The organism is Rhizobacter sp. Root1221 (assembly GCF_001425785.1).
Lineage (GTDB): Bacteria > Pseudomonadota > Gammaproteobacteria > Burkholderiales > Burkholderiaceae_C > Rhizobacter.
Genome location: NZ_LMDI01000017.1, coordinates 23,151 through 42,365 on the forward strand (window position 1 = coordinate 23,151; position 19,215 = coordinate 42,365).

The window sequence follows — 19,215 nt, forward strand, 5'->3', positions numbered from 1 at the left end:
GGCCCCCATTCATGGGAGGGCCCCTGGACGTGTGCCGTGTCGCCTCGGGTGTGGCTGGCGCTCTGGTGGGTCACACGGGCTCTGATTTGTTTCCGATTATGTCGAGGGGGGTGGGGATGCAAATCCCCCGAATGCGTGAGTGTGGCGGGGGGGGTGATGGCCGACACTCCGACCCTGACATGCGAGCCTCCCCACTTACATCGCGCTGGCGCAACGCGCTGGCCGCCGTCCTGATGAGCTTGCCTGCGCTCGTGCCGGCCGCCCCACCGGCCGACCGCATCCCGCTCGCCGTCATCGGCGATTCCGACAGCCACGGGTACCACGACGACCGGGCGTTCCCGCCCGGTTCGCCCGAGCGCGGCGGGCGCCTGCGCGACACCACCTACCAGTGGACCGAAGCCGTCGCCGCCTTGCGCGGGCAGGCCTTCGACCTGGGTGAACGCGAGGTCACCGGCACCTGGGGGCGTGCGGCAAAGGTGCTGCGGATGGTGGGCATCGACGCCCGGGCCCCTCGCAAGCTGGACCACCGGTACAACTTCGCGGCGTCGGGGCAGGGCTGTGACGACCTGATGGGCGGCACGTCCCGGCAGGTGCCCGAGCTGATCCGGCTGATGAATGAAGACCCTGCGCGCTGGCGGCGTGGCGTCGTGGTGATCCGCATCGGGGTCAATACCTTCGGCAAGGCCGGCGAACTCGACCGCCTCGCCCGCGACCCGCGCGATCCCGAGGTCGTGCGGGACATCGACACCTGCGTGGCGCAGATCCGCACGGCGGTGGATGCCATTGGCGCGGTTCACCCGGCCACCCGGGTGGTCGTGGTGGGCATCTTCGACAACCGCCACTGGGCCTCGTACCTGACCCGCTGGCGGCAGCCGGCCGACCAGACCAACATCTCGGCTGGGCTGGACCGGTTCGACCAGGCGCTGCAGCGGTTGGCGTCCGACCGCCCGCAGGTCGCGTTTTTCGATGACCGGGCCTGGTTCGCGTCGCTGTGGGGTGGACGCGACGCCCAGGGCGTGCCGGCCTACCGCACGGTGGCGTTCGGGCCGCTGAAGGTCTCGAACTCGGCCGGCGACGAGCCGTTCCATGCCACGCTCGCCGATGGCCATGCCGGCACCGTCTGGAACGTGTTGTGGGCCCAGTCCCTTGTCGACCTGCTCAACCGGCGCTTCGCACTTGGTGTGGCGCCGCTCGCCGAGGCCGAGATGGTGCCGCTGCTCACCCGCCGGTTCAGCCCCTGACAGGGAGCCTGGCAGAGGCAACGCGGGCCTTTCCCGGTTGGCAAGCGCGGCCGCTCAAGGCCCGGTGGCGGAAAGGGCCTTGGTTGCCCCCGGCGGCCAGGGCGGTCAGTCTCGGGGCCCCACGAGCACGGCCCCGGTACTTCCCGTGCGCCCTTTCCGGAGCCTGACCATGACCCTTCCTTCGCACCGCTCGCCGCCCGTCCACCGGGTGGGCCGGGTCGTCGCGGTGGTGGTGGCCATGGGCCTGTCCGGGCCGCTGTGGGCCCAGTCGGTGCTGAACCTCGCGGTGTCCCGTTCGCCGCTGTCGCTGCCGCTGTACGTGGCGGAGGCCGAAGGCCTGTTCGAGGACGCGGGCCTGCGTGTGCACATCGCCGATTGTGCGGGCGGCCACCGTTGCATGCGGATGGTGCTCGACGGCAGCGCCGACGTGGCCACGGCCGGCGACACCCCCATCATGTTCAACAGCTTCGTCACCCCCGATTTCGTGGTTCTGGGCACCATCGCCTCCACCACCAACGACCTCAAGCTGATCGTCCGCCAGGACGCCGGCATCTCGGCACCGCGGGCGCTGCCAGGCCACAGGATCGGCGTGGTGGCGGGCACGGCGAGCCAGTACTTCCTCGACTCGTTCCTGCTCATCCACGGCATCGAACCCCGCCTCGTGACCGCCGTGCCCATGCAGCCGGAAGAGATGCTCGAAGCGTTGCAGTCGCGCCGCGTGGACGGGGTGGCCGTGTGGGAACCGTACGGTTACCGGATCGCCGCGGAGCTGAAGGCCGGTGCGGTGCAGTTGTCGAACGAGGGGGTGTACAACGTGATGTTCAACCTCGTGGCGCAACGCAAGCTCGCCGGGGGGCGCGATGCCGACCTGTCCCGGCTGCTGGCCGCCGTGGGGCGGGCCCAACAGTTCATCCGCGAGCAACCGGACCGGGCCAAGGCCATCCTGCGCCGCCGTCTCGCCACCGACGACGCCTTCGTGCACTGGGTGTGGCCGCGGCAGGTGTACCGGTTGTCGCTCGACCAGTCGCTGCTGAAGACGCTGGAGAGCGAGGCGCGCTGGGCCATCCGCGAAGGGCACGTCAGTGCGCGCACGACGCCCAATTTCCTGCCGTTCTTCCACCGCGCGCCGCTGATGGCCGTGAACCCCTCCGCGGTCGGCATCAGCCGCTGAACTATTCCATGCGCATCCGCACCCAGCTGCAACTCATCCTGACCGTGGCGGCCGGCGTGGTGCTGGTGGTGGCGGGCCTCGCATGGCAGTCGCGGCGGGCGGCGCACGATGCCGAGGCGGAGCAGGAGCGCTCGCGCACCGTGGCACGCCACGCGGCGGCCCTGTTGCTGTTGACGCAGGAGTACCCGCGCTATTTCGAGGACCGTGTGGCCGAACAGTGGCGCGAGCGCCATGGCGCGCTCGTGGTCGAACTCGGTTTGCCCGCCTCGCCCGCCGGCGAATGGGCGGGCCTTGACGCGCTGCGCGAGTCCGCACGGCGGCTGCCGCTGCTGTTCGATCTCCTGGCCGGGCTCACGGAGGCGCCGGAAACGGCGTTCACGGCCCGCCGCGCCGAATTCCTCGTCGACCAGATGATCAACGAGACGCAGGGCCTGGCCGACGGCATCTACCGGTGGTCGCGCGAGGCCGCGGCGGTGCAGCAGGCGGCGGCGCGGCGGTACCGGTGGATCTCGGTGTCGTCGCTCGCGCTGCTCGTGGCGCTGCTGCTGGGCCAGTCCATCGTGATCGCCCGCCGCATGGTGGGGCCGCTGACACGCATCGAACGTGCTGTGGCCGGCGTCGAGTCAGGCGATTTGAGCGTCAAGGTGGGCCTCGATTCCGACGACGAACTCGGGCACCTGGCCCGGGGCTTCGACAGCATGACCTCGTCGATCTCGGAGCGGCGCGACGAACTCCGCGGCGAGATGCAACGTCGCGTCGCGTCCGAGCAGCGGCTGACCGACATCACGAACAACATCCCCGCGCTGATCGGCTACTTCGACGCTGACCTGCAGCTCGGGTTTGCCAACGGCCCGGCGTTGCGGCGGTTCGGCGTGGACCCCGCGCGCGTCGGCGAGTACACGATGCGTTCGGCGCTCGGTGACGACGTGTACGCCCAGCACGAGCCGTTCCTGCCGCGGGTGCTGGCCGGCGAGCGGGTCACGCTCGATGCGGAGTCGGTGCGCCATGGCGGAAGCGTTCACTTCCAGGTCCACCTCGTGCCCGATGTCGGCGCCGATGGGCGGGTGGTGGGGTTCTACGCGATGACCTTCGACGTCACGGCGCTCAAGCTGGCGGAGGCGGCGCGTGCGGCCGGCGAATTGCGCCTGCGCACGATCACCGACCACCTGCCTGCGCTGATCTCGTACGTCGACGAACACCACGTGATCCGCTTCTGCAACGGCACCTACCGGGCCTGGCTGGGTGTGGATCCGTCCGAGCTGATCGGCAAGCCCTTGTCCGACGCGATCGGGCCCGCGGTGTATGCCCAGCGGCGAGCCCAGCTCGAACGGGCACTGCGCGGCGAGCGGGTCGAGTTCGAGGTGGCGTCCATGGTGCGCGGTGCGTCGCGGCACCTGCGCACGGAATACATCCCCGACGTGGGGGCGGACGGCCATGTGGCGGGTGTATATGCGCTGAGCGCCGACATCACCGCACTGAAGGAAGCCGAGGCGCGCATGAGCGAACAGGCCCGCAGGGATCCGCTGACCGGCCTGCCCAACCGCCGCCAGCTGAACGAACGTCTCGACGAGGCCCTGGCGCGCAGCCGGCGCAGCGGCCGGCCGCTCGCGCTGATGTTCCTCGACATCGACCATTTCAAGGCCATCAACGACACCCACGGCCACCAGGGCGGTGACATCGTGCTGCAGGAATTCGCCCGCCGCATGCTGGGCAGCGTGCGTTCGACCGACACCGTGGCGCGGCTGGCCGGCGACGAATTCGTCGTGGTGCTCGAAGGCCTGAACATCGGGCAGGAGGCCGAACAGGTGGCCCGCAAGATCCTCGGCGGCATGAAGCCGCCGTTTGCCGTGGGGGCCGCCGCGCTGCCGGTGACCACGAGCATCGGCGTGGTGGTGTCCGGTGGCGGGCCGGAAGATGGCGCCTCCCTGATGTCGCGGGCAGACGAGGCGCTCTACCGCGCCAAGCGGTCGGGCCGCAACACCTTTGCCGTGTCGGCGTACTGACCGGGCCCCCCCGCGAATGCGCTAGTGCGAAAACCGCCAGGTCCGACGACACTACGCGGCGTAGTCGAACCATTCGCCCGGGAGGGCAGCGCAGTGACCCCATCCATGACCTGTTTCGCGGACGACATCCAGCGCAACCTGCTGGACCGCGAGGCGTTCACGTTCCGCCACCAGCTGATGGGCCATCCGGCCCTGTCCCTCGAGAACCTGGGCCGGGCCATCCCGGCACTGCCGTCGTCCCAGGTGTTCTATTCGAGCGGTAAGCTCGACCGCGGGGACGACTTCGACCGCGCCCATGTCGACCACACCAATGGCCTGTCCATCGAAGAGACGATCGAGACCATCCGCACGTCGAACTCCTACATCATGGTGCGTTCCCCCGAGGCGGACGGATCGTTCCAGCCGCTGTTCCGCGAACTGGTGGGCGATGTCGAAGCGCTGATCCGCGACCGCCGCGCTGGCGAGAAGGCGCATGGGGCGATGCTGTACCTCTTCATCGCGTCGCCCGACAGCATCACGCCGTTCCACATCGACCGTTATTCCACCATCCTGATGCAGTTCCAGGGCAGCAAGGAAGTGGCCGTGTTCCCGCAATGGGACGACCGTGTGGTGCCTTCCGACGTGCGCGAGGGGTTCGTGGCCCACGCCGGCGTGCGGCCCGTGTGGCGCCCCGAGGCCGAGGGCCTGGGCACCACGTTCCGCTTTGCCCCGGGGGACGCATTGCACATCCCCTTCGTGGCGGGCCACCACGTGCGCAACGGCCCCGACGACGTGTCCATCTCGATGTCGATCATCTTCAACACCGACGAGACCCAGTCCCAGACCCGCGCCATGGTGCTGAACCACAAGCTGCGCCAGGGCCTGCGCCTTCGGCCGCATCCCGTGGGCACCGCCCCGTGGCGCGACGCCGTCAAGTCCGGCGTGTGGCGCACCAGCGCGCGCGTGGCCCACGCCTTGGGCCGCCACGGTTGATCAGGGTGTTCCTGGTAGCCCGACGGTGGCATTGACCCTTGGGAAGGCGATCCGGGACTATGCTGCCTGAAACCACGGAGAGATCACTTGCTCAACACCACGCTCAAACCCGCCCTTACCTGAATTCGCTCATGACAGCTGGAGCGAACCTCGAACTGCCGTACAACGATCTGGCGCCTCGTGCCAACGACAGGGTGATCGCGGCCTTGGAGCTTGCGAAGCACGCGAAGGAAACCCAGCGGCACCTCAAATTCGTTGCGATCAGTGCAGGCACGTCGCGAATCAAGTACCTTGCCGAGGCAGGTGCCGGGTACGTCACCTTCTCCCTCATGTACTGATCCATCGGGGTGGCCCGAGCCAAGCGGTCGCGATGTTCGAAGTTGCACTGTCTGTTCATGAGCCGTCGTGCGATGCCGGTTGACGGGCGCGAGTTGTCGGCCAGAAGAGGGCCGTCGACTTCGCGCCGAAATCCTGACCTTCAAGGTGCGAGACAACCCCGTACGGGGCCCAGAAGATGTTGACGAGGTGCATGCAACCGGCGGCTTACTCGAATGACTGGTCGCGGGCCCTATCTTCCACCGCCTCACGGGCGCGCTCGCGATCGATACATGCGGCGAACTGGGGTGCGATATTGGTGGCCCACCCGGCGATCTCCGCCTTCGAATGCAGCTTGAGGACTTCGATCAACGGCGCTCGCGTTGCGAGGGTGTCGGCAAGCGAGCCGCTCCAGCCACTCGGCCGAAAGCGCAGAAGGAATGCATCCAGAACCTTTGCGGGCTCCGGTGCGACATCGATAAGCCTTGCAGCCGCGGGCGACCAGCCTTTGGCGTGATCTTCGTCGCCCGCATTCGAGAACCGCAGCACCCGCGCAAGAAGCTCGTAACGGGTCTCCGGTTTCTGTGCTGCCCACGCCATCCACACGTCCTCCTGCACGGCATCGAGCGGACAGGCGCGATAGCCCCTGATGTCCTGAAAGAGAGTTCGCCCGAGGCCGTCCTCGCCGACCGCCTGCTCAACGAGCATGTCGAGGACGATATGCGGAAACGTCTTCGTTAGCGCTGCAATGATCTCGGCTACGTCCCACGCATAGACCCTCCGGCTTCCGATTGGCTCGCTGATCCGAGCGCAGAAAGCGCGCGCTTGATCCTCATACTCCGGCTTGTCGAACGCCACTTCGATCACTTCGCCGATCATGTGATCGAGATGCGCCCCCTCCTCTAGTTCGACTCTGGCCAGGAACTCCCTGCCCGTGGCCTTCAGTGATTCACTGATGGGCAGCTTGTCAGAACGCCTTCCGAAGACACGCATTCCCAGGATCTCCGCAGCAACGCGATTCCCGCCGTCCCGGCGAATGATCCCCTGCAGCAATAGGCGCAGTTGCTCATCATCCAGCCCTTCGTGGGCCCGCCCATTCGCGAGCAAATGAAAGCTGAAAATCGGCACGGTATCGATTGCCAGCGCCCTCATCATCCGTTCAAAGGCTTTGCCATTGAGGCCTGCGCATGCCTGCCAATTGAGAAGATAGGAATGAAGACGCGAGTCGAACAGCACCTCATCGAGGAGACTTTCGGTTTCGCCCGATGAGCGGACCATCGCCGAGGTCAGAAAACCGGCGAGCAATTGCGCCTTCCGGTTGCCTTCCGGGAGCCTGAGAAACTCATCCCGTAGGCGGCTCCAGCACTCCGCTAGTGAGAGGCAGCCCGTAGCCAAGCCTCGCCCGAGCTCGAAAGTTTTCGGCGAATCGGCGGCGACGATCTCAGGAAGCAATGCGGCGAACTGCTGGTCGTTCCCGACGAGCTGCTGACCGAGTTCGGCGCACAGATCATGGATCTTCTGCCGTGCTTCAAGCGGCTTAAGCGCCGTCTCCTCAATAAGGTCGGCGATTTCGAGAGCGCTCCATTCTGGCGTGAGCGCATGAGAGCGAATCATCCCGGCAAGATTGCCAGGACGAAGACGCTGCTCCAACTCTTCCAGCTCCTTGAATGCGGCTTCGGCGAACTTGCCCTTGCCCCGTCTCATGGCGTTGCGAACGCCGATCCAACCTTCCGGCCAACCACTGTCTCCCGTGAAGGCCGTTGCTAGGGCGATCACTTCATTGAGCATGCCGGCACGCAGAAGGTCCGCGACATGGTTCGCCATCATCCGTCGAACACGGTCCGACAATCCACCTCCGGAAGTGCCTACGGCACGTGCCAACTCGATGACCTGCGCGTACCAATCCCGTACCTGAGTGACATCTTCCGGGTGAAAGCCGAAGTCGCGTTTCCAAGCGCCGAACTCAAATGAGTAGTGCGAGGAGAAGTGCGACGTCTTGAGCATTTCTGCCAAGAGCGTGAGGCCGATTTCCTGTTCGGCCGCGACGCCTTCAAGTAGCGATTTGATGAACGCCGTCCGCTGAGCAGCGCTCGCATACGTCCCCGACAAGTACAGCCAGAAGAGCGACTTGAGAGGTTCGACTGCGGAGTGATGTTTTCCCAGGGGCTCGTTCAGAACAAATCTTTGTAGCAAGCTCGCGCTGCGCCCGAACAGATCCGAACCATAGGCAAGGGATCGAAGGACCCGGAGAATCTGGGCCTTGTTGTCATTCTCATCGTCGAAGAACCAGTCTTCACTTTTTGCCGCCGCCTCTTCGATGAAGGAGAGTGTTGCGGCTGGACTAACCGGAGCAATGTTCTCGAAGATTTCCACGCCCAAGGTGTTGAGCTTGCCGAGATGATCCAAGAGGCCTCCGGTCGCAAACCATTTCGCGGCCAACGCAACGGCACGCTCATCGTCATGAAGGTAGCCGATGCGACGGGAGAACGAGCGCAGCATTCGGGCCGATGACCCGGTGACGATCGCGTTTTCAATGCGCTGCAACGGAACATCTTCGAACGCACGCTTGGCCAGCCTGTTGGCCAAGGCGTGGGGAAGAATCGCTCGCCACTGGCTTCGTTTCTGGACGAGTTGTCGGCGGTGAAGCTCAGCGACATGCTTGTGGAGTTGGTCCACCGTTTGCCCCGCAAGCTTTGCCAGGGACACAAGCTCGGAGTTGTCGCCCTCCAGCGTCTCTCCGTCGAATGAATAGAGCAACGCGCAAGCTTTGGCAGCGTCAAGGAGTTCTGCGCTGGTCGCCTTCTGCTGCCGGAACAGGCGCTCGAACAGGTCTGTGTCATTCAGCTTGGACAGCGACTCGCCGTTCTTTGCCGTCTCCGCCAGCGCGAAGGCAACGCGCGAGTTTCCTTCGGAGAATCTCGCGATCACGTGGCGGCTGGGCGAGGCGATAGCCGGACAGCGGATGTCAAGCATCTTCTCGATGAGGTCAGGCGACGCGGGCTCTAGCTTGAAGACGTCTGTATTCGGCGGCTCGTCGTCAATGATGTCGTATTCGACGGTAATAACGCTAAGCAGGCAGTCGGAGTTCCCAACCTTCGCCGCCAGCTTCCGATGCAGTTCTATGCCACAGTTGTCAACAATCAGAACGACCCTGTGGCCCATGCTGATCAGCCTCGATAGCATCTCCTGAGGGACGGGATCGGGTTCATCTGAAATGTCGGTATAAAGGGCATCGGACCGAGGCAGCGCCTCCGTTCCGATCCGATCGTCGAATAGCGCCTGGATGAGGCGTGTCTTGCCGACACCGGACAGGCCAACGAGACGGACAACGCCCTTGGGTTTGACGAGGATGCCGCGAAGCATCGCCAGCGCCTGCTCAGCGGTCAGCCCATCCACATCCTTGATTGACGGGCCAACGAGCCGGATTTTCGCGTCCAGCAAGTACGACGTATCCACGGGCGCCGGCGAACTAGACCAGTCTTCAAATGGGCGCCAACCGGAGAGGGGAAGCCCAAGTTTTTCGCGTACCCACGGCACCAGTCCGGCATGCTGGTTCACCCATGAGGCAATGCGGCGGCGGTCATAGAAATCGAGCGTCAGCGACGAGGCAGAAGGAAGCCCCCTTAGCGCTTCCGCCATCGCGGCCTTCCGGCTCCTCAGGGACGTATCGGAAAGCGAACCCTGTGAGCTGACGATGATGTAGGCCCCACCATTCGCCGCCAGCTCAATGATTCTGGGAAGGACAGCACCTCCCGGGGCCATCTCCTGAAGGATCGCTCCGCGCGGCATGTCCTGGGCTTTGACCTGGAAACCAGTCGCTGCCTTGGGGACATAACCCGCGATCGCCGCGCCAGCCAAAAGCGCCACCCGTACGTCAATCCCGCCATCAGCTGCGTTCTGATGCCCGCCCCACGTCACTGCGGACGCAGCATGTCCATGCGACCGCATTTCACGCTCGCAAAGATAGCCCACCAATGTCCGCAGGTCTGTGTCGTTCAGCTGCGCGAGCTGCTCGCCAGTGACTTCAAGAATCATCGCAACATTCTAGGAGGTCCGATCACTGGCGGGACTCCTAGCAGGCGCGGAGCAAGCGCAGCGAAGCGACAGATCAAGCCACCCGCGAGGACCGACTCTGCCGGTCGACCCGGGGCCGCCCCTTCGGGGGCAGGAGGCGAGAGCCGACTGGGGGGCTTAGTCAGAATCCATCCGGGTTCTGGCTCTGCCAACGCCAGGAGTCCGCGCACATGTCGGCCAACCCTCGCGACGCGGACCAACCGAGCACCGCCTTCGCGCGGCCCGGGTCGGCGTAACACGCGGCCACGTCGCCGGGCCGGCGGGCCACGATCTGGTGGGCCACCGGGCGGCCGCTGGCGGTTTCGAACGCCTTGATGACGTCGAGCACGCTGTAGCCCTGGCCGGTGCCGAGGTTCACGGTGACGGATTCGTTGCGGTCGAGCAGGTGGCGCACGGCGGCGACGTGGCCGTCGGCGAGGTCCATCACGTGGATGTAGTCGCGCACGCCGGTGCCGTCCGGGGTGTCGTAGTCGCCGCCGAACACCTGCAGGAACGGGCGCTTGCCCACTGCCACTTGCGTGACGTACGGCATCAGGTTGTTCGGGATGCCACGCGGGTCTTCGCCGATCTGGCCGCTGGGGTGCGCGCCCACCGGGTTGAAGTACCGCAGGTAGGCCACCTTCCACGCCGGGGTGCAGCGTTCGAGTTCGCGCAGCAGTTCCTCGCCCATCAACTTGGTGGTGCCGTAGGGGCTGGTGGCGGCGAGGGGGGACGTTTCGGTGATGGGCAGCGTTTCCGGCTGGCCGTACACGGTGGCCGATGAGCTGAACACGATCTTGAAGACACCGTGGTCTTGCATCGACTGGGCCACGTTGACGAGGCCGCCGAGGTTGTTGCGGTAGTAGGCGAGCGGGATCTGGGTGGACTCGCCCACCGCCTTGAAAGCGGCGAAATGGACGACGGCATCGATGGCGTGGGTGGCGAACACTGCATCCATCGCGGCCTTGTCGGTGACGTCGGCTTCGACGAACACGGGGGTGAAACCGCCGAGCGCGGCGAGGCGGTCGAGGACACGGGGTGAGCTGTTGGCGAAGTTGTCGACACCGACGACGTCGAAGCCAGCGGCGGCGAGTGCCAGCCAGGTGTGGGAAGCGATGTAGCCGGTGGCACCGGTGAGCAGGATGCGAGCCATGGAAGGGGACCTGGAGAATGGGTTCGAAAGGCGGGGCGGTACTGCGCCGAGATCATAGGTCCCGGACCACCCCTGGCGAAGTCCCCCCGATGAATGCCCCCCTACAATCCGGGCATGCTCAATGCCATCACCTCCTCGCTCGGCACCGCCGCCATGGAGCGCATCACGCTGCTGCTCAACCACGTGATCGCAGCCGAAACCGTCGCCACCGAACGGCTCAAGCCCCATGCGGGACGCCATGTCCAGCTCGTGTGGACGGGCTGGCCTTCGTTGCTGCCGGCGCCGCCGGTGGTCGCCTTCGCGGTCACACCCGCCGGCCTGCTCGAATGGGCGGGTACCGAACCCCCCGCCGCCCCGGAGCTGCGGGTGTCGCTCGACGCCTCGAACCCTGCACGTCTGGCGGGCATGTGGCTGGCCGGTGAACGCCCGAGTGTCAACATCGAAGGGGACTCCGCGTTCGCCGCCGACGTGAGCTGGCTCATCGACAACCTGCGCTGGGACATCGAGGACGACCTCGCCCGCATCGTCGGCCAGGCCCCGGCCCACCAGATCGCGCGCGTCGCCTCCGCCGTGGCCTCGGGCTTCAGCTTTGCCGCCAAGACGCTGCAGGACCTCGTCGTTCGCGGCGGGGGCGGCGGCCCCCGATGAGGCACCTCGCCCGGCTCATCTACATCGTCGTCACGGTTCTTCGCTACGGTCTCGACGAAGTCGCGCTGTCGGGCTTCCGCCAGCGGTGGGTGCGGGTGATGGTGTCGGTGGTCACGTTCGGCCGGCGCCTGGACGCCCCGCCGGGGCAGCGCCTGCGCGAAGCCCTCGAACGCCTGGGCCCCATCTTCGTCAAGTTCGGACAGGTGCTGTCCACCCGGCGCGACCTGCTGCCCGATGACGTGGCCGATGAACTCGCCCGCCTGCAGGACGACGTGCCGCCATTCCCGGCTGCCGTGGCCCGGGCCTTGGTCGAGAAGGCCTTCAAGCGGCCCATCGAGGCCATCTTCGCCACGTTCGAAGCCGAACCGGTGGCCAGCGCGTCCATCGCGCAGGTGCACTTCGCCACGCTGAAGGACGGGCGCGAGGTGGCCGTGAAGGTGCTGCGCCCCGGCATGCTCGCCATCATCGACGACGACCTGTCGCTGCTGCGCACGCTGGCCCGCTGGATCGACCGGTGGTCCGTGGATGGCAAGCGGCTCAAGCCCCGCGAGGTGGTGGCCGAGTTCGACAACTACCTGCACGACGAACTCGACCTGGTGCGCGAGGCCGCCAACGGCGCCCAGCTGCGCCGGAACATGGAAGGCCTCGACCTGCTGATGGTGCCGGAGATGGTCTGGGACCTGTGCACCCAGAGTGTCATCGTGATGGAGCGCATGAAGGGCGTGCCCATCAGCCAACGGCAGCGCCTGCGCGACGCCGGGGTCGACATCAAGAAGCTCGCCCGCGACGGGGTCACCATCTTTTTCACCCAGGTGTTCCGCGACGGCTTCTTCCACGCCGACATGCACCCGGGCAACATCCAGGTCAGCATCGCACCGGCCACGTTCGGCCGCTACGTGGCGCTCGACTTCGGCATCGTGGGCACGCTCACCGAGGTCGACAAGGAATACCTCGCGCAGAACTTCATCGCGTTCTTCCGGCGCGACTACAAACGCGTGGCCGAACTGCACCTCGAGAGCGGCTGGGTGCCGGCGGGCACGCGGGTTGACGAACTCGAAGGGGCCATCCGCGCCGTGTGCGAACCGCACTTCGACCGCCCGCTGAAGGACATCTCGCTGGGGCAGGTGCTGCTGCGCCTCTTCCAGACCTCGCGCCGCTTCAACGTCGAGATCCAGCCGCAGCTGGTGCTGCTGCAGAAGACGCTGCTCAACGTCGAGGGCCTCGGCCGGCAGCTCGATCCCGAGCTCGACCTGTGGAGCACCGCCAAGCCGTTCCTCGAGCGCTGGATGGACGCCCAGGTGGGGGTGCGCGGGTTGTTCGAGCGCATGAAAAAGGAAGCCCCGCACTACGCCCAGCTGCTGCCCGAATTGCCGCGGCTGTTGCACCAGGCGCTGCACCGGCCGCACCGCGAGGAGTCTCCCGCGCTGCTGGCGCTGCTGGCCGAACAACGGCGCACCAACCGGCTGTTGACGGCCGTGCTGCTGACGGCCGGCGGGTTCGCCGCCGGCGCGGCGGTCATGGCGTGGTTGCAGCCGTGGATGGGGTGACCACCGCGAGCGGTGCGGGTGACGAATCGGGGCAGTCGGCCGGCGCGTCCACGCGGTAGCGCGTGAACCGCACGGTGATGCCGAAGCCGCGGCCGTCGAGGCCCTCGCCCACGTCGATCGTGGCGCCGTGCAGTTCGGCGATGCGGGCCACCAGCGACAGGCCGATGCCGCTGCCCCGGCCCGTGGTTCCGGGCACGCGGTAGAAGCGGTCGAAGATGCGGTCGCGTGCCGAGGCGGGCACGCCGGGCCCGTCGTCGCGTACCCCGAGGGCCACGCACCAGCCGTCGTCCATGCGCACGCGGCGGCACACCACCTGGATGCGGGCGCCCGTGCCGCTGTAGCGCTGGGCGTTGTCGATCAGGTTGCGCAGCAGCACCCCGAGCGTGTCCACGTCCACCGGCAGCGCGCACGGCTCGGTGTCGAGCAGCAGGCGCTGCTGGTGTTGGCGCGCGGCCGGATCGAAGTCGTGCAGTACCAGTGAAACGATCTCGTGGAGCGTCACGGCACCGCCGGCGGCCGGATCGGCCGAGGCGTCGACGCGTGCCGAGTCGAGCAACTGCTCGGTGAGCCGGGCCGTTCGCTCGATGCCGCACAGCAGCGGCGCCATTGCCGCGCGGCTCTCCTCCAGGGTTTGTGCGGACTGCACCAGGCGCGCCTGCGCGGTCAGCACGGCCAGGGGCGTGCGCAACTCGTGGGCGGCGTCGGCGAGGAAGTGGCGCTCGGCGCGCAGGGCGGTGTCGAGCTGCCCGAGCACGCCGTTGAACCCCTCGACCAGCGGGCGCAGCTCCTGCGGCAACTCGCGCAGCGGCAGCGGGCGCAGGTCGAGCGCGGCGCGCTCGACGAGGGTATCCCGCAGCTGGCGCACGGGGCGCATGGTCCAGCAGATGGTCCACCAGGACACCGTGCCGAGCAGCACGATCAGCAGGCCCGCGATCACGATGCTGCCGTTGAACCACAGCGCCAGCTCGGCATCGAGTTGGGATTGCAGCTTGGCCACCTGCACCTGCACCGTGTGGGTCGCGTCCGTGATCGTGTAGACGCGCCACGCCTGGCCGTCCAGGTCCGCCTGGCCGAGCCAGTGGGGGGCGTCGAAACGCAACGGTACCCAGGCCTGGGCCGGCGCATTGGCGGACTGCAGGATGGACTGGCCGTTGCGGTGCCACACCTGGTAGTACAGGTGGGCGGGCAGCACCGGGATCTCGGGGGGCAGGCTCAAGCCGGTCTGCCGGTCCACCGGTGTCATGCCGGGGGGCACCGACCGCAGGATCTGCTGGCCGGTGGTTTTCATCATCTGGTCCCACTGCCCGGTCTGCTGGCGCGACATCTGCATCGCCTGGCACAGGAACCACGACGCCCAGATGGTGCAGATGGCCATCATCAGGCTGATCAGCAGCCGCACGCGCAGCGAGCGGACGTTCCACAGGCGGGCCAGCATCATCGCGCGTCTCCCATGCGGTAGCCGTGCCCATGCACGGTGACGATCAAGTCGTCGCCGAGCTTGCGGCGCAGCTGGTGCACGTACACGGCCACCGTGTTGCTTTCGATGGTGCTGTCACCGCCGTACACGGCCTCTTCGAGCTGGTAGCGCGTGACCACACGGCCCGATCGTTCCATCAGCGCGAGCAGCGTGCGGTATTCGTGCACGCTCAGCGCCACGGGCTCGTCGCGCAGCGTGACGGACCGGCGGGCCGGGTCGAGCCGCACCGCCTTGACGGCCAGCACCGGGGCCACGCGGCCCTGCGCCCGGCGCAGCACGGCGCGAAGCCGCGCGCCCAGTTCGTCGGGCTGGAACGGCTTGACCAGGTAGTCGTCGGCGCCGGCGTCGAGGCCGGCGATGCGGTCGCTGAGCTTGTCGCGGGCGGTGAGGATCAGCACCGGCGTGGTGTCGTACCGGTCGCGCACGCCCCGCAACACCTGCAGCCCGGAACCGCCGGGCAGGCCCAGGTCCAGCAGCACCGCGGCATAGCCGTGGTCCGTCAGCGCGAGGCGGGCGGCCGGGGCGTCGGCGGCCACGTCCACCTCGTAGCCGTCGCGTTCGAGCCCCGCGCGCAGTGCACGGGACAGCATCTCATCGTCTTCGACCAACAGGAGTTGCATGGCGGATGGGGTTCAGCAGAGGCCGCCAGTGTGCCTCGACGCCATTAAAAAGTTCTTAATGCCAACCCGCGAGCATTCCGGCGACACAACGACGATTGCGGAGTGGCCATGATCGAGCTGAACCTGAATGCGGGCCTGTTGGCGCCCGGCACCAACCCGGGCCTGTGGGCGCGCTTGCGCCAGTGGCTGGGGCCGCGCCACCAACCCGCGGCGTCCGACCTGTGGACCGAGTGCCGGGTGGACGAAGCCGCGCGGGCCGCGTGGCGCGATCCCGTGCAGTTCCGGCGCGAGCAGGTGCCCGAGGGATCGCGGGCGCGCCAGGTACTGGACGAGGCGGCCCGCCGGGCTGGCTGGGGTTCGCCTCCGGCCGCCGGGGTGTCGCGAGGCGTGGCCATGGGCGAGACCGCAGGCACGTGGGTCGCGCTGGTGGCCGAGGTCTCCGAGGATGGCGACGGGGGGCGGGTCCATCGTGTGGTGGCCGCCGTCGACTGTGGCGCGGTGATCGATTTCGACGACGCCCGCCTCGAGATCCAGCGTGGCCTGCGCGCGGGGCTTCACGCCGAGGTGGACCATGCGGACCACGTCCGGCTCGACGTGTGGTGGGTGTGCGGGGACGTGCCCGGGCGTGATCGCGGGGAGGCCGCGCGGCGCGCGGTGGGCCCCGCCCTGGCGAATGCGCTGCGCGCGCTGCACGACAGCCGCGCGCGGGCGCATGCCTTGGCCGAGGCCACCGCCTGACGCGCCCCCGCCGCCGTTCGCGCCCCGATCCTGCTGTTTCATCGCACCGGCGTACCCACGTGCCGCCGCCCGCGAGAGAGTGACAACCAGCGCTCGCCCACGATGTCGGCCGTTCGGTTCAGGAGAGTAGCCATGAAGACACCGCACAAGACCTTGTCGTTCGCCCAGATGATGGTTCGCGCCCAGCAGCGCCACGATCGTCGCGTTGCCCCCGGCCTCGCCGCTGCACCATCCCCCGAGCGCCGCGCGGCGCAGCCGAAGCCCGTCTCCCTCTGGTTCGCGGGGGCGGCCGCCTGAGCCACGCAGGCATGTCGTTTGCCCTGAGAGGCGCACCGCGGTGCCTTCTCACGGAGTTGCCACGGGACCAGTGCGCGTCGGGCCCAGCAGATATTGCCGATCCTGCCCGATGTGCTTCGACATCCGGAGGGAACAGGCATGCAACGAGTGGAATGGGTGGACGTGGCAAAGGGTTTGGCGATCGTGCTCGTGGCGATCTACCACGCCAACCTGTTGTTATCGCAAAGTGGCTTGGGCGTGCCTGTCTGGGACGACATCAACGCCGTGTTCGTCACCGTGCGCATGCCGCTCTTTTTCCTCGCTGCGGGCATCTTCGCGGCGTCCGTCGTCCAACGGCCCTGGCGCATGCTGTGGGCGTCCCGGCTCGCACTGCTCGTGTGGGCCTTCCTGCTGTGGACCGTGATCCGTTTCGTGTACTTCAGCGTGGTGCCGATGGAATTGCGCCCGTTCGAGACCTCGGTGACACGGCTCCTGGCCGCGCCGGTGTGGCCCACCAGCGGGCTCTGGTTCCTGCATGCGCTGGTCGTGTTCTTCGTGGCGTCGAAGCTCATGTGGGCGCACATTCCACCCGCCTGGCAACTGGGCCTGGCGGCCGTGTGTTCGGTGGCGTTCTTCTCGTACCTCTCGGTGCGCAACCTGAGCTATGACGGCATGGCGCGCTATTTCCTGTTTTTCCTGGCCGGCCTGCATCTGCGGGGCCGGATCCTGTCGATGACGGCGAAGCCCCGGCCCGCCGCGGCCGCGCTCGCGCTGTTCGCGTTCGGCGGCGCCGTGGTCGCGGTGAAGGTGTTCGACCTGGCGGCCGCGCCCGGGGTGCTGACGTTGCTCGGCATCGTGGCTGTCACGGCCAGCGTGCTGCTGGCCCGTGTGCTGGCCGCCACGCCACTGGCGAGGCCGCTCACGTTCCTCGGCCGCAACACGCTGCCCATCTACGTGGCCCACGTGATCCTGATCGCGATGGTGGCCACCGTGCTCGCGAAGGTGGGTGTGCCGGGCGAATGGCTGATCGCATTGCCGCCGCTGGTGGCGGCCGCGGTCATCGCGGTGGCGCTGCTGGCCGAGCGGCTCGCGTCGCGGTCCGTGCTGCGCTTCCTGTACGCCGTGCCCCCGCCGCTGCTGTTCGAGGCAGCCCGGCCGGTCCGCCTGCCGGGCGTGCAGCAGCCCTCGCTGTCGAAGGACTGAGCCGCGCGTCAGGGCGCGCAGCCGCCGGCGGGCTTGCCCGGGGTCACGTGGGGGGCTGAACCCCCTCGGTGACCCTCGCTGACCCTCGGTGAAGGGGAGGGCGGACGATGCTGCCGGGCGAGGTGGGCAGGCGCCCATTCGGGCCGCCCCGGACGGGGATTGCGGGGGGTCTGTCTGGCAGGAATGGCCAAACGGGTGAAAAATCGTGCATAGCGGCTGCTTCCGGGCCGGATTGGCATGCCGCTTGCGGAGATAATTCCGCGCACTTTCGATTCCCCCGGCCCTGCCTCCCGCCTTCCAGGAGACGTCCTTCCATGTTGCTGACACTGGTCTTCCTCTACCTGCTCGTCACCATCGGCATCGGCCTTTGGGCGGCCAAGCGTGTCAAGAACACCACCGATTTCGCGATCGCCGGCCGGCACCTGCCGCTGATCATGATCGTCACCACCACCTTCGCCACCTGGTTCGGGTCGGAGACGGTGCTGGGCATCCCGGCCAAGTTCGTCGAGGGGGGGCTCGGTTCCATCGTGGAAGACCCGTTCGGCGCGGGCACCTGCCTCATCCTCGTGGGGCTGTTTTTTGCGGCGCGCCTGTACAAGATGACGCTGCTGACCATCAGCGACTACTACCGCGAGCGCTACGGCCGCGGCATCGAGCTGGTGTGTTCGCTCATCATCATCCTGAGCTACCTCGGCTGGGTCTCCGCCCAGGTCACCGCGCTGGGCCTCGTGTTCAACCTGCTGTCGGCCGGGTCCATCAGCATCCCGGCGGGCATGGTGATCGGCACGGTGTCCATCCTCGCGTACACGTTGTTCGGCGGCATGTGGTCGGTGGCGGTCACCGACTTCCTGCAGATGATCATCCTGGTGGTGGGCCTCAGCATCATCGCGGTGTTCGCCGCCAACCAGGCCGGCGGCGCAGGCAAGGTGATCGACCTGGCCGTGAGCCGCGACCTGTTCCACTTCTTCCCGGAACCCACCTTCACGCAGATCGCGTTCTTCATCGCGGCGGCCATCACCATGATGCTCGGCTCCATCCCGCAGCAGGACGTGTTCCAGCGCGTGATGTCGGCCAACAGCGTGCAGGCCGCCACGCGCGGCCCGGTGATCGGCGGCATCGCGTACATCCTGTTCGCGTTCGTGCCCATGTTCCTGGTCACCAGCGCCCTCATCATCATGCCGGAGCAGGCTGCCACGCTGATCAAGGAGGATCCGCAGAAGGTGCTGCCCACGCTGGTGCTCGAACGCATGCCGTTCGCGATGCAGGTGATCTTCTTCGGGGCGCTGCTGTCGGCCCTCAAGTCCACCGCGTCGGCCACGCTGCTGGCACCGTCGGTCACCTTCGTCGAGAACATCTGGCGCCAGTTCGTCCCGCGCCGCAGCGACCGCCAGGAACTGCTCACCATGCGCATCGCGGTGCTGGTCTTCAGCGTCTGCGTCTGCGCGTACGCCATCGCGCTGCAGGGCACGCCCATCTACGACATGGTGTCCGGGGCCTACCAGGTCACGCTCGTGGGCGCGGTCGTGCCGCTCACGTTCGGGCTGTACTGGAAGCGGGCCACCACCCAGGGTGCCGCACTGTCCATCGGCCTCGGTGCCGCCGTGTGGCTGGCGTTCCTGAACACCTCGATTGGCGCCGTCTTCCCGGCCCAGCTGGCCGGCTTCCTGGCCGCCATCGCGGGCATGCTGGTGGGTTCGCTCGCGCCGCAGGTGGTGCTCAACCGCCACGGTTCGCACCACGTGCTGGCCGGCGCCGCGAAGGGCTGACTGCCCGTTCACCCCCTATCCGGTACCCCGGG

15 protein-coding genes are annotated in these 19,215 nt (G+C 67.4%); 11 read left to right on the plus strand and 4 right to left on the minus strand.

The window, feature by feature from the left end; genetic code table 11:
* Nucleotides 1-179 precede the first annotated feature (179 nt).
* The 5 genes from ASC87_RS32450 to ASC87_RS14015 all read left to right on the plus strand — a co-directional run bounded on the left by ASC87_RS32450 (nt 180) and on the right by ASC87_RS14015 (nt 5,725).
* Nucleotides 180-1,241 carry an SGNH/GDSL hydrolase family protein gene (locus ASC87_RS32450; protein ID WP_162255161.1) on the plus strand — a complete coding sequence of 354 codons (1,062 nt, stop codon included), beginning with the start codon at nt 180-182 and terminating at the stop codon, nt 1,239-1,241.
* A gap of 169 nt (nt 1,242-1,410) precedes the next feature.
* Nucleotides 1,411-2,412 (plus strand): ABC transporter substrate-binding protein, encoded by a 1,002-nt coding sequence (locus tag ASC87_RS14000; RefSeq protein ID WP_157604040.1) that lies wholly within the window; start codon nt 1,411-1,413, stop codon nt 2,410-2,412.
* An 8-nt stretch (nt 2,413-2,420) separates the two neighbouring features.
* Entirely contained in the window at nt 2,421-4,415 is a 1,995-nt protein-coding gene (locus ASC87_RS14005; protein ID WP_056662726.1) for a diguanylate cyclase domain-containing protein, read from the plus strand.
* A gap of 105 nt (nt 4,416-4,520) precedes the next feature.
* On the plus strand, nt 4,521-5,387 hold the full coding sequence (locus tag ASC87_RS14010) for a cupin-like domain-containing protein (protein WP_056662730.1): 867 nt from the start codon (nt 4,521-4,523) through the stop codon (nt 5,385-5,387).
* Between the two features lie 59 nt (nt 5,388-5,446).
* Nucleotides 5,447-5,725, plus strand: a complete 279-nt coding sequence (locus ASC87_RS14015; protein WP_157604041.1) for a hypothetical protein — start codon at nt 5,447-5,449, stop codon at nt 5,723-5,725.
* A gap of 205 nt (nt 5,726-5,930) precedes the next feature.
* Here the strand turns inward: ASC87_RS14015 and ASC87_RS14020 are convergent, their stop codons facing one another.
* The gene (locus ASC87_RS14020) at nt 5,931-9,737 is read right to left on the minus strand and encodes an exonuclease SbcCD subunit D C-terminal domain-containing protein (protein WP_056662737.1); all 3,807 of its coding nucleotides are present in this window, start codon (nt 9,735-9,737) and stop codon (nt 5,931-5,933) included.
* Nucleotides 9,738-9,897: 160 nt separating this feature from the next.
* A complete protein-coding gene (gene galE, locus ASC87_RS14025) occupies nt 9,898-10,908 on the minus strand; it encodes a UDP-glucose 4-epimerase GalE (RefSeq protein ID WP_056662739.1) in 1,011 nt (336 codons plus the stop codon).
* 93 nt (nt 10,909-11,001) lie between these two features.
* Here galE and ASC87_RS14030 point away from each other — a divergent pair, with 93 nt between their 5' ends.
* A complete protein-coding gene (locus ASC87_RS14030; protein ID WP_235582169.1) occupies nt 11,002-11,556 on the plus strand; it encodes a hypothetical protein in 555 nt (184 codons plus the stop codon).
* Nucleotides 11,553-13,103, plus strand: a complete 1,551-nt coding sequence (gene ubiB / locus ASC87_RS14035) for a ubiquinone biosynthesis regulatory protein kinase UbiB (RefSeq protein WP_056662747.1) — start codon at nt 11,553-11,555, stop codon at nt 13,101-13,103. Before ASC87_RS14030 ends, ubiB begins: the two co-directional genes overlap by 4 nt.
* Here ubiB and ASC87_RS14040 read toward each other — a convergent pair.
* Together ASC87_RS14040 and ASC87_RS14045 are read right to left on the minus strand one after the other, a co-directional pair.
* Nucleotides 13,072-14,541, minus strand: a complete 1,470-nt coding sequence (locus ASC87_RS14040; RefSeq protein WP_056662749.1) for an ATP-binding protein — start codon at nt 14,539-14,541, stop codon at nt 13,072-13,074. The two genes, ubiB and ASC87_RS14040, sit on opposite strands and share 32 nt — an antisense overlap.
* On the minus strand, nt 14,538-15,200 hold the full coding sequence (locus ASC87_RS14045; RefSeq protein ID WP_056662752.1) for a response regulator transcription factor: 663 nt from the start codon (nt 15,198-15,200) through the stop codon (nt 14,538-14,540). The genes ASC87_RS14040 and ASC87_RS14045 overlap by 4 nt, the downstream gene beginning before the upstream one ends.
* A gap of 108 nt (nt 15,201-15,308) precedes the next feature.
* Here ASC87_RS14045 and ASC87_RS14050 point away from each other — a divergent pair, with 108 nt between their 5' ends.
* The 4 genes from ASC87_RS14050 to ASC87_RS14060 all read left to right on the plus strand — a co-directional run bounded on the left by ASC87_RS14050 (nt 15,309) and on the right by ASC87_RS14060 (nt 19,183).
* Nucleotides 15,309-15,938: a hypothetical protein gene (locus tag ASC87_RS14050; protein WP_157604042.1), complete on the plus strand. Its 630-nt coding sequence runs from the start codon at nt 15,309-15,311 to the stop codon at nt 15,936-15,938.
* A 132-nt stretch (nt 15,939-16,070) separates the two neighbouring features.
* The gene (locus ASC87_RS31875; RefSeq protein WP_157604043.1) at nt 16,071-16,235 is read left to right on the plus strand and encodes a hypothetical protein; all 165 of its coding nucleotides are present in this window, start codon (nt 16,071-16,073) and stop codon (nt 16,233-16,235) included.
* A 138-nt stretch (nt 16,236-16,373) separates the two neighbouring features.
* Nucleotides 16,374-17,417, plus strand: coding sequence for an acyltransferase family protein (locus ASC87_RS14055; protein WP_056662758.1), 1,044 nt, complete (start codon nt 16,374-16,376; stop codon nt 17,415-17,417).
* 314 nt (nt 17,418-17,731) lie between these two features.
* Nucleotides 17,732-19,183 (plus strand): sodium:solute symporter family protein, encoded by a 1,452-nt coding sequence (locus tag ASC87_RS14060; RefSeq protein WP_056662760.1) that lies wholly within the window; start codon nt 17,732-17,734, stop codon nt 19,181-19,183.
* Nucleotides 19,184-19,215 lie beyond the last annotated feature (32 nt).

What these genes read in the sequence shown, in the direction of transcription:
- ASC87_RS32450 (WP_162255161.1), top strand. Translation starts at nt 180, where the DNA reads ATGCGAGCCTCCCCACTTACATCGCGCTGGCGCAACGCGCTGGCCGCC.
- ASC87_RS14000 (WP_157604040.1), top strand. Translation starts at nt 1,411, where the DNA reads ATGACCCTTCCTTCGCACCGCTCGCCGCCCGTCCACCGGGTGGGCCGG.
- ASC87_RS14005 (WP_056662726.1), top strand. Translation starts at nt 2,421, where the DNA reads ATGCGCATCCGCACCCAGCTGCAACTCATCCTGACCGTGGCGGCCGGC.
- ASC87_RS14010 (WP_056662730.1), top strand. Translation starts at nt 4,521, where the DNA reads ATGACCTGTTTCGCGGACGACATCCAGCGCAACCTGCTGGACCGCGAG.
- ASC87_RS14015 (WP_157604041.1), top strand. Translation starts at nt 5,447, where the DNA reads ATGCTGCCTGAAACCACGGAGAGATCACTTGCTCAACACCACGCTCAA.
- ASC87_RS14020 (WP_056662737.1), bottom strand. Translation starts at nt 9,737, where the DNA reads ATGATTCTTGAAGTCACTGGCGAGCAGCTCGCGCAGCTGAACGACACA.
- galE (WP_056662739.1), bottom strand. Translation starts at nt 10,908, where the DNA reads ATGGCTCGCATCCTGCTCACCGGTGCCACCGGCTACATCGCTTCCCAC.
- ASC87_RS14030 (WP_235582169.1), top strand. Translation starts at nt 11,002, where the DNA reads ATGCCCCCCTACAATCCGGGCATGCTCAATGCCATCACCTCCTCGCTC.
- ubiB (WP_056662747.1), top strand. Translation starts at nt 11,553, where the DNA reads ATGAGGCACCTCGCCCGGCTCATCTACATCGTCGTCACGGTTCTTCGC.
- ASC87_RS14040 (WP_056662749.1), bottom strand. Translation starts at nt 14,541, where the DNA reads ATGATGCTGGCCCGCCTGTGGAACGTCCGCTCGCTGCGCGTGCGGCTG.
- ASC87_RS14045 (WP_056662752.1), bottom strand. Translation starts at nt 15,200, where the DNA reads ATGCAACTCCTGTTGGTCGAAGACGATGAGATGCTGTCCCGTGCACTG.
- ASC87_RS14050 (WP_157604042.1), top strand. Translation starts at nt 15,309, where the DNA reads ATGATCGAGCTGAACCTGAATGCGGGCCTGTTGGCGCCCGGCACCAAC.
- ASC87_RS31875 (WP_157604043.1), top strand. Translation starts at nt 16,071, where the DNA reads ATGAAGACACCGCACAAGACCTTGTCGTTCGCCCAGATGATGGTTCGC.
- ASC87_RS14055 (WP_056662758.1), top strand. Translation starts at nt 16,374, where the DNA reads ATGCAACGAGTGGAATGGGTGGACGTGGCAAAGGGTTTGGCGATCGTG.
- ASC87_RS14060 (WP_056662760.1), top strand. Translation starts at nt 17,732, where the DNA reads ATGTTGCTGACACTGGTCTTCCTCTACCTGCTCGTCACCATCGGCATC.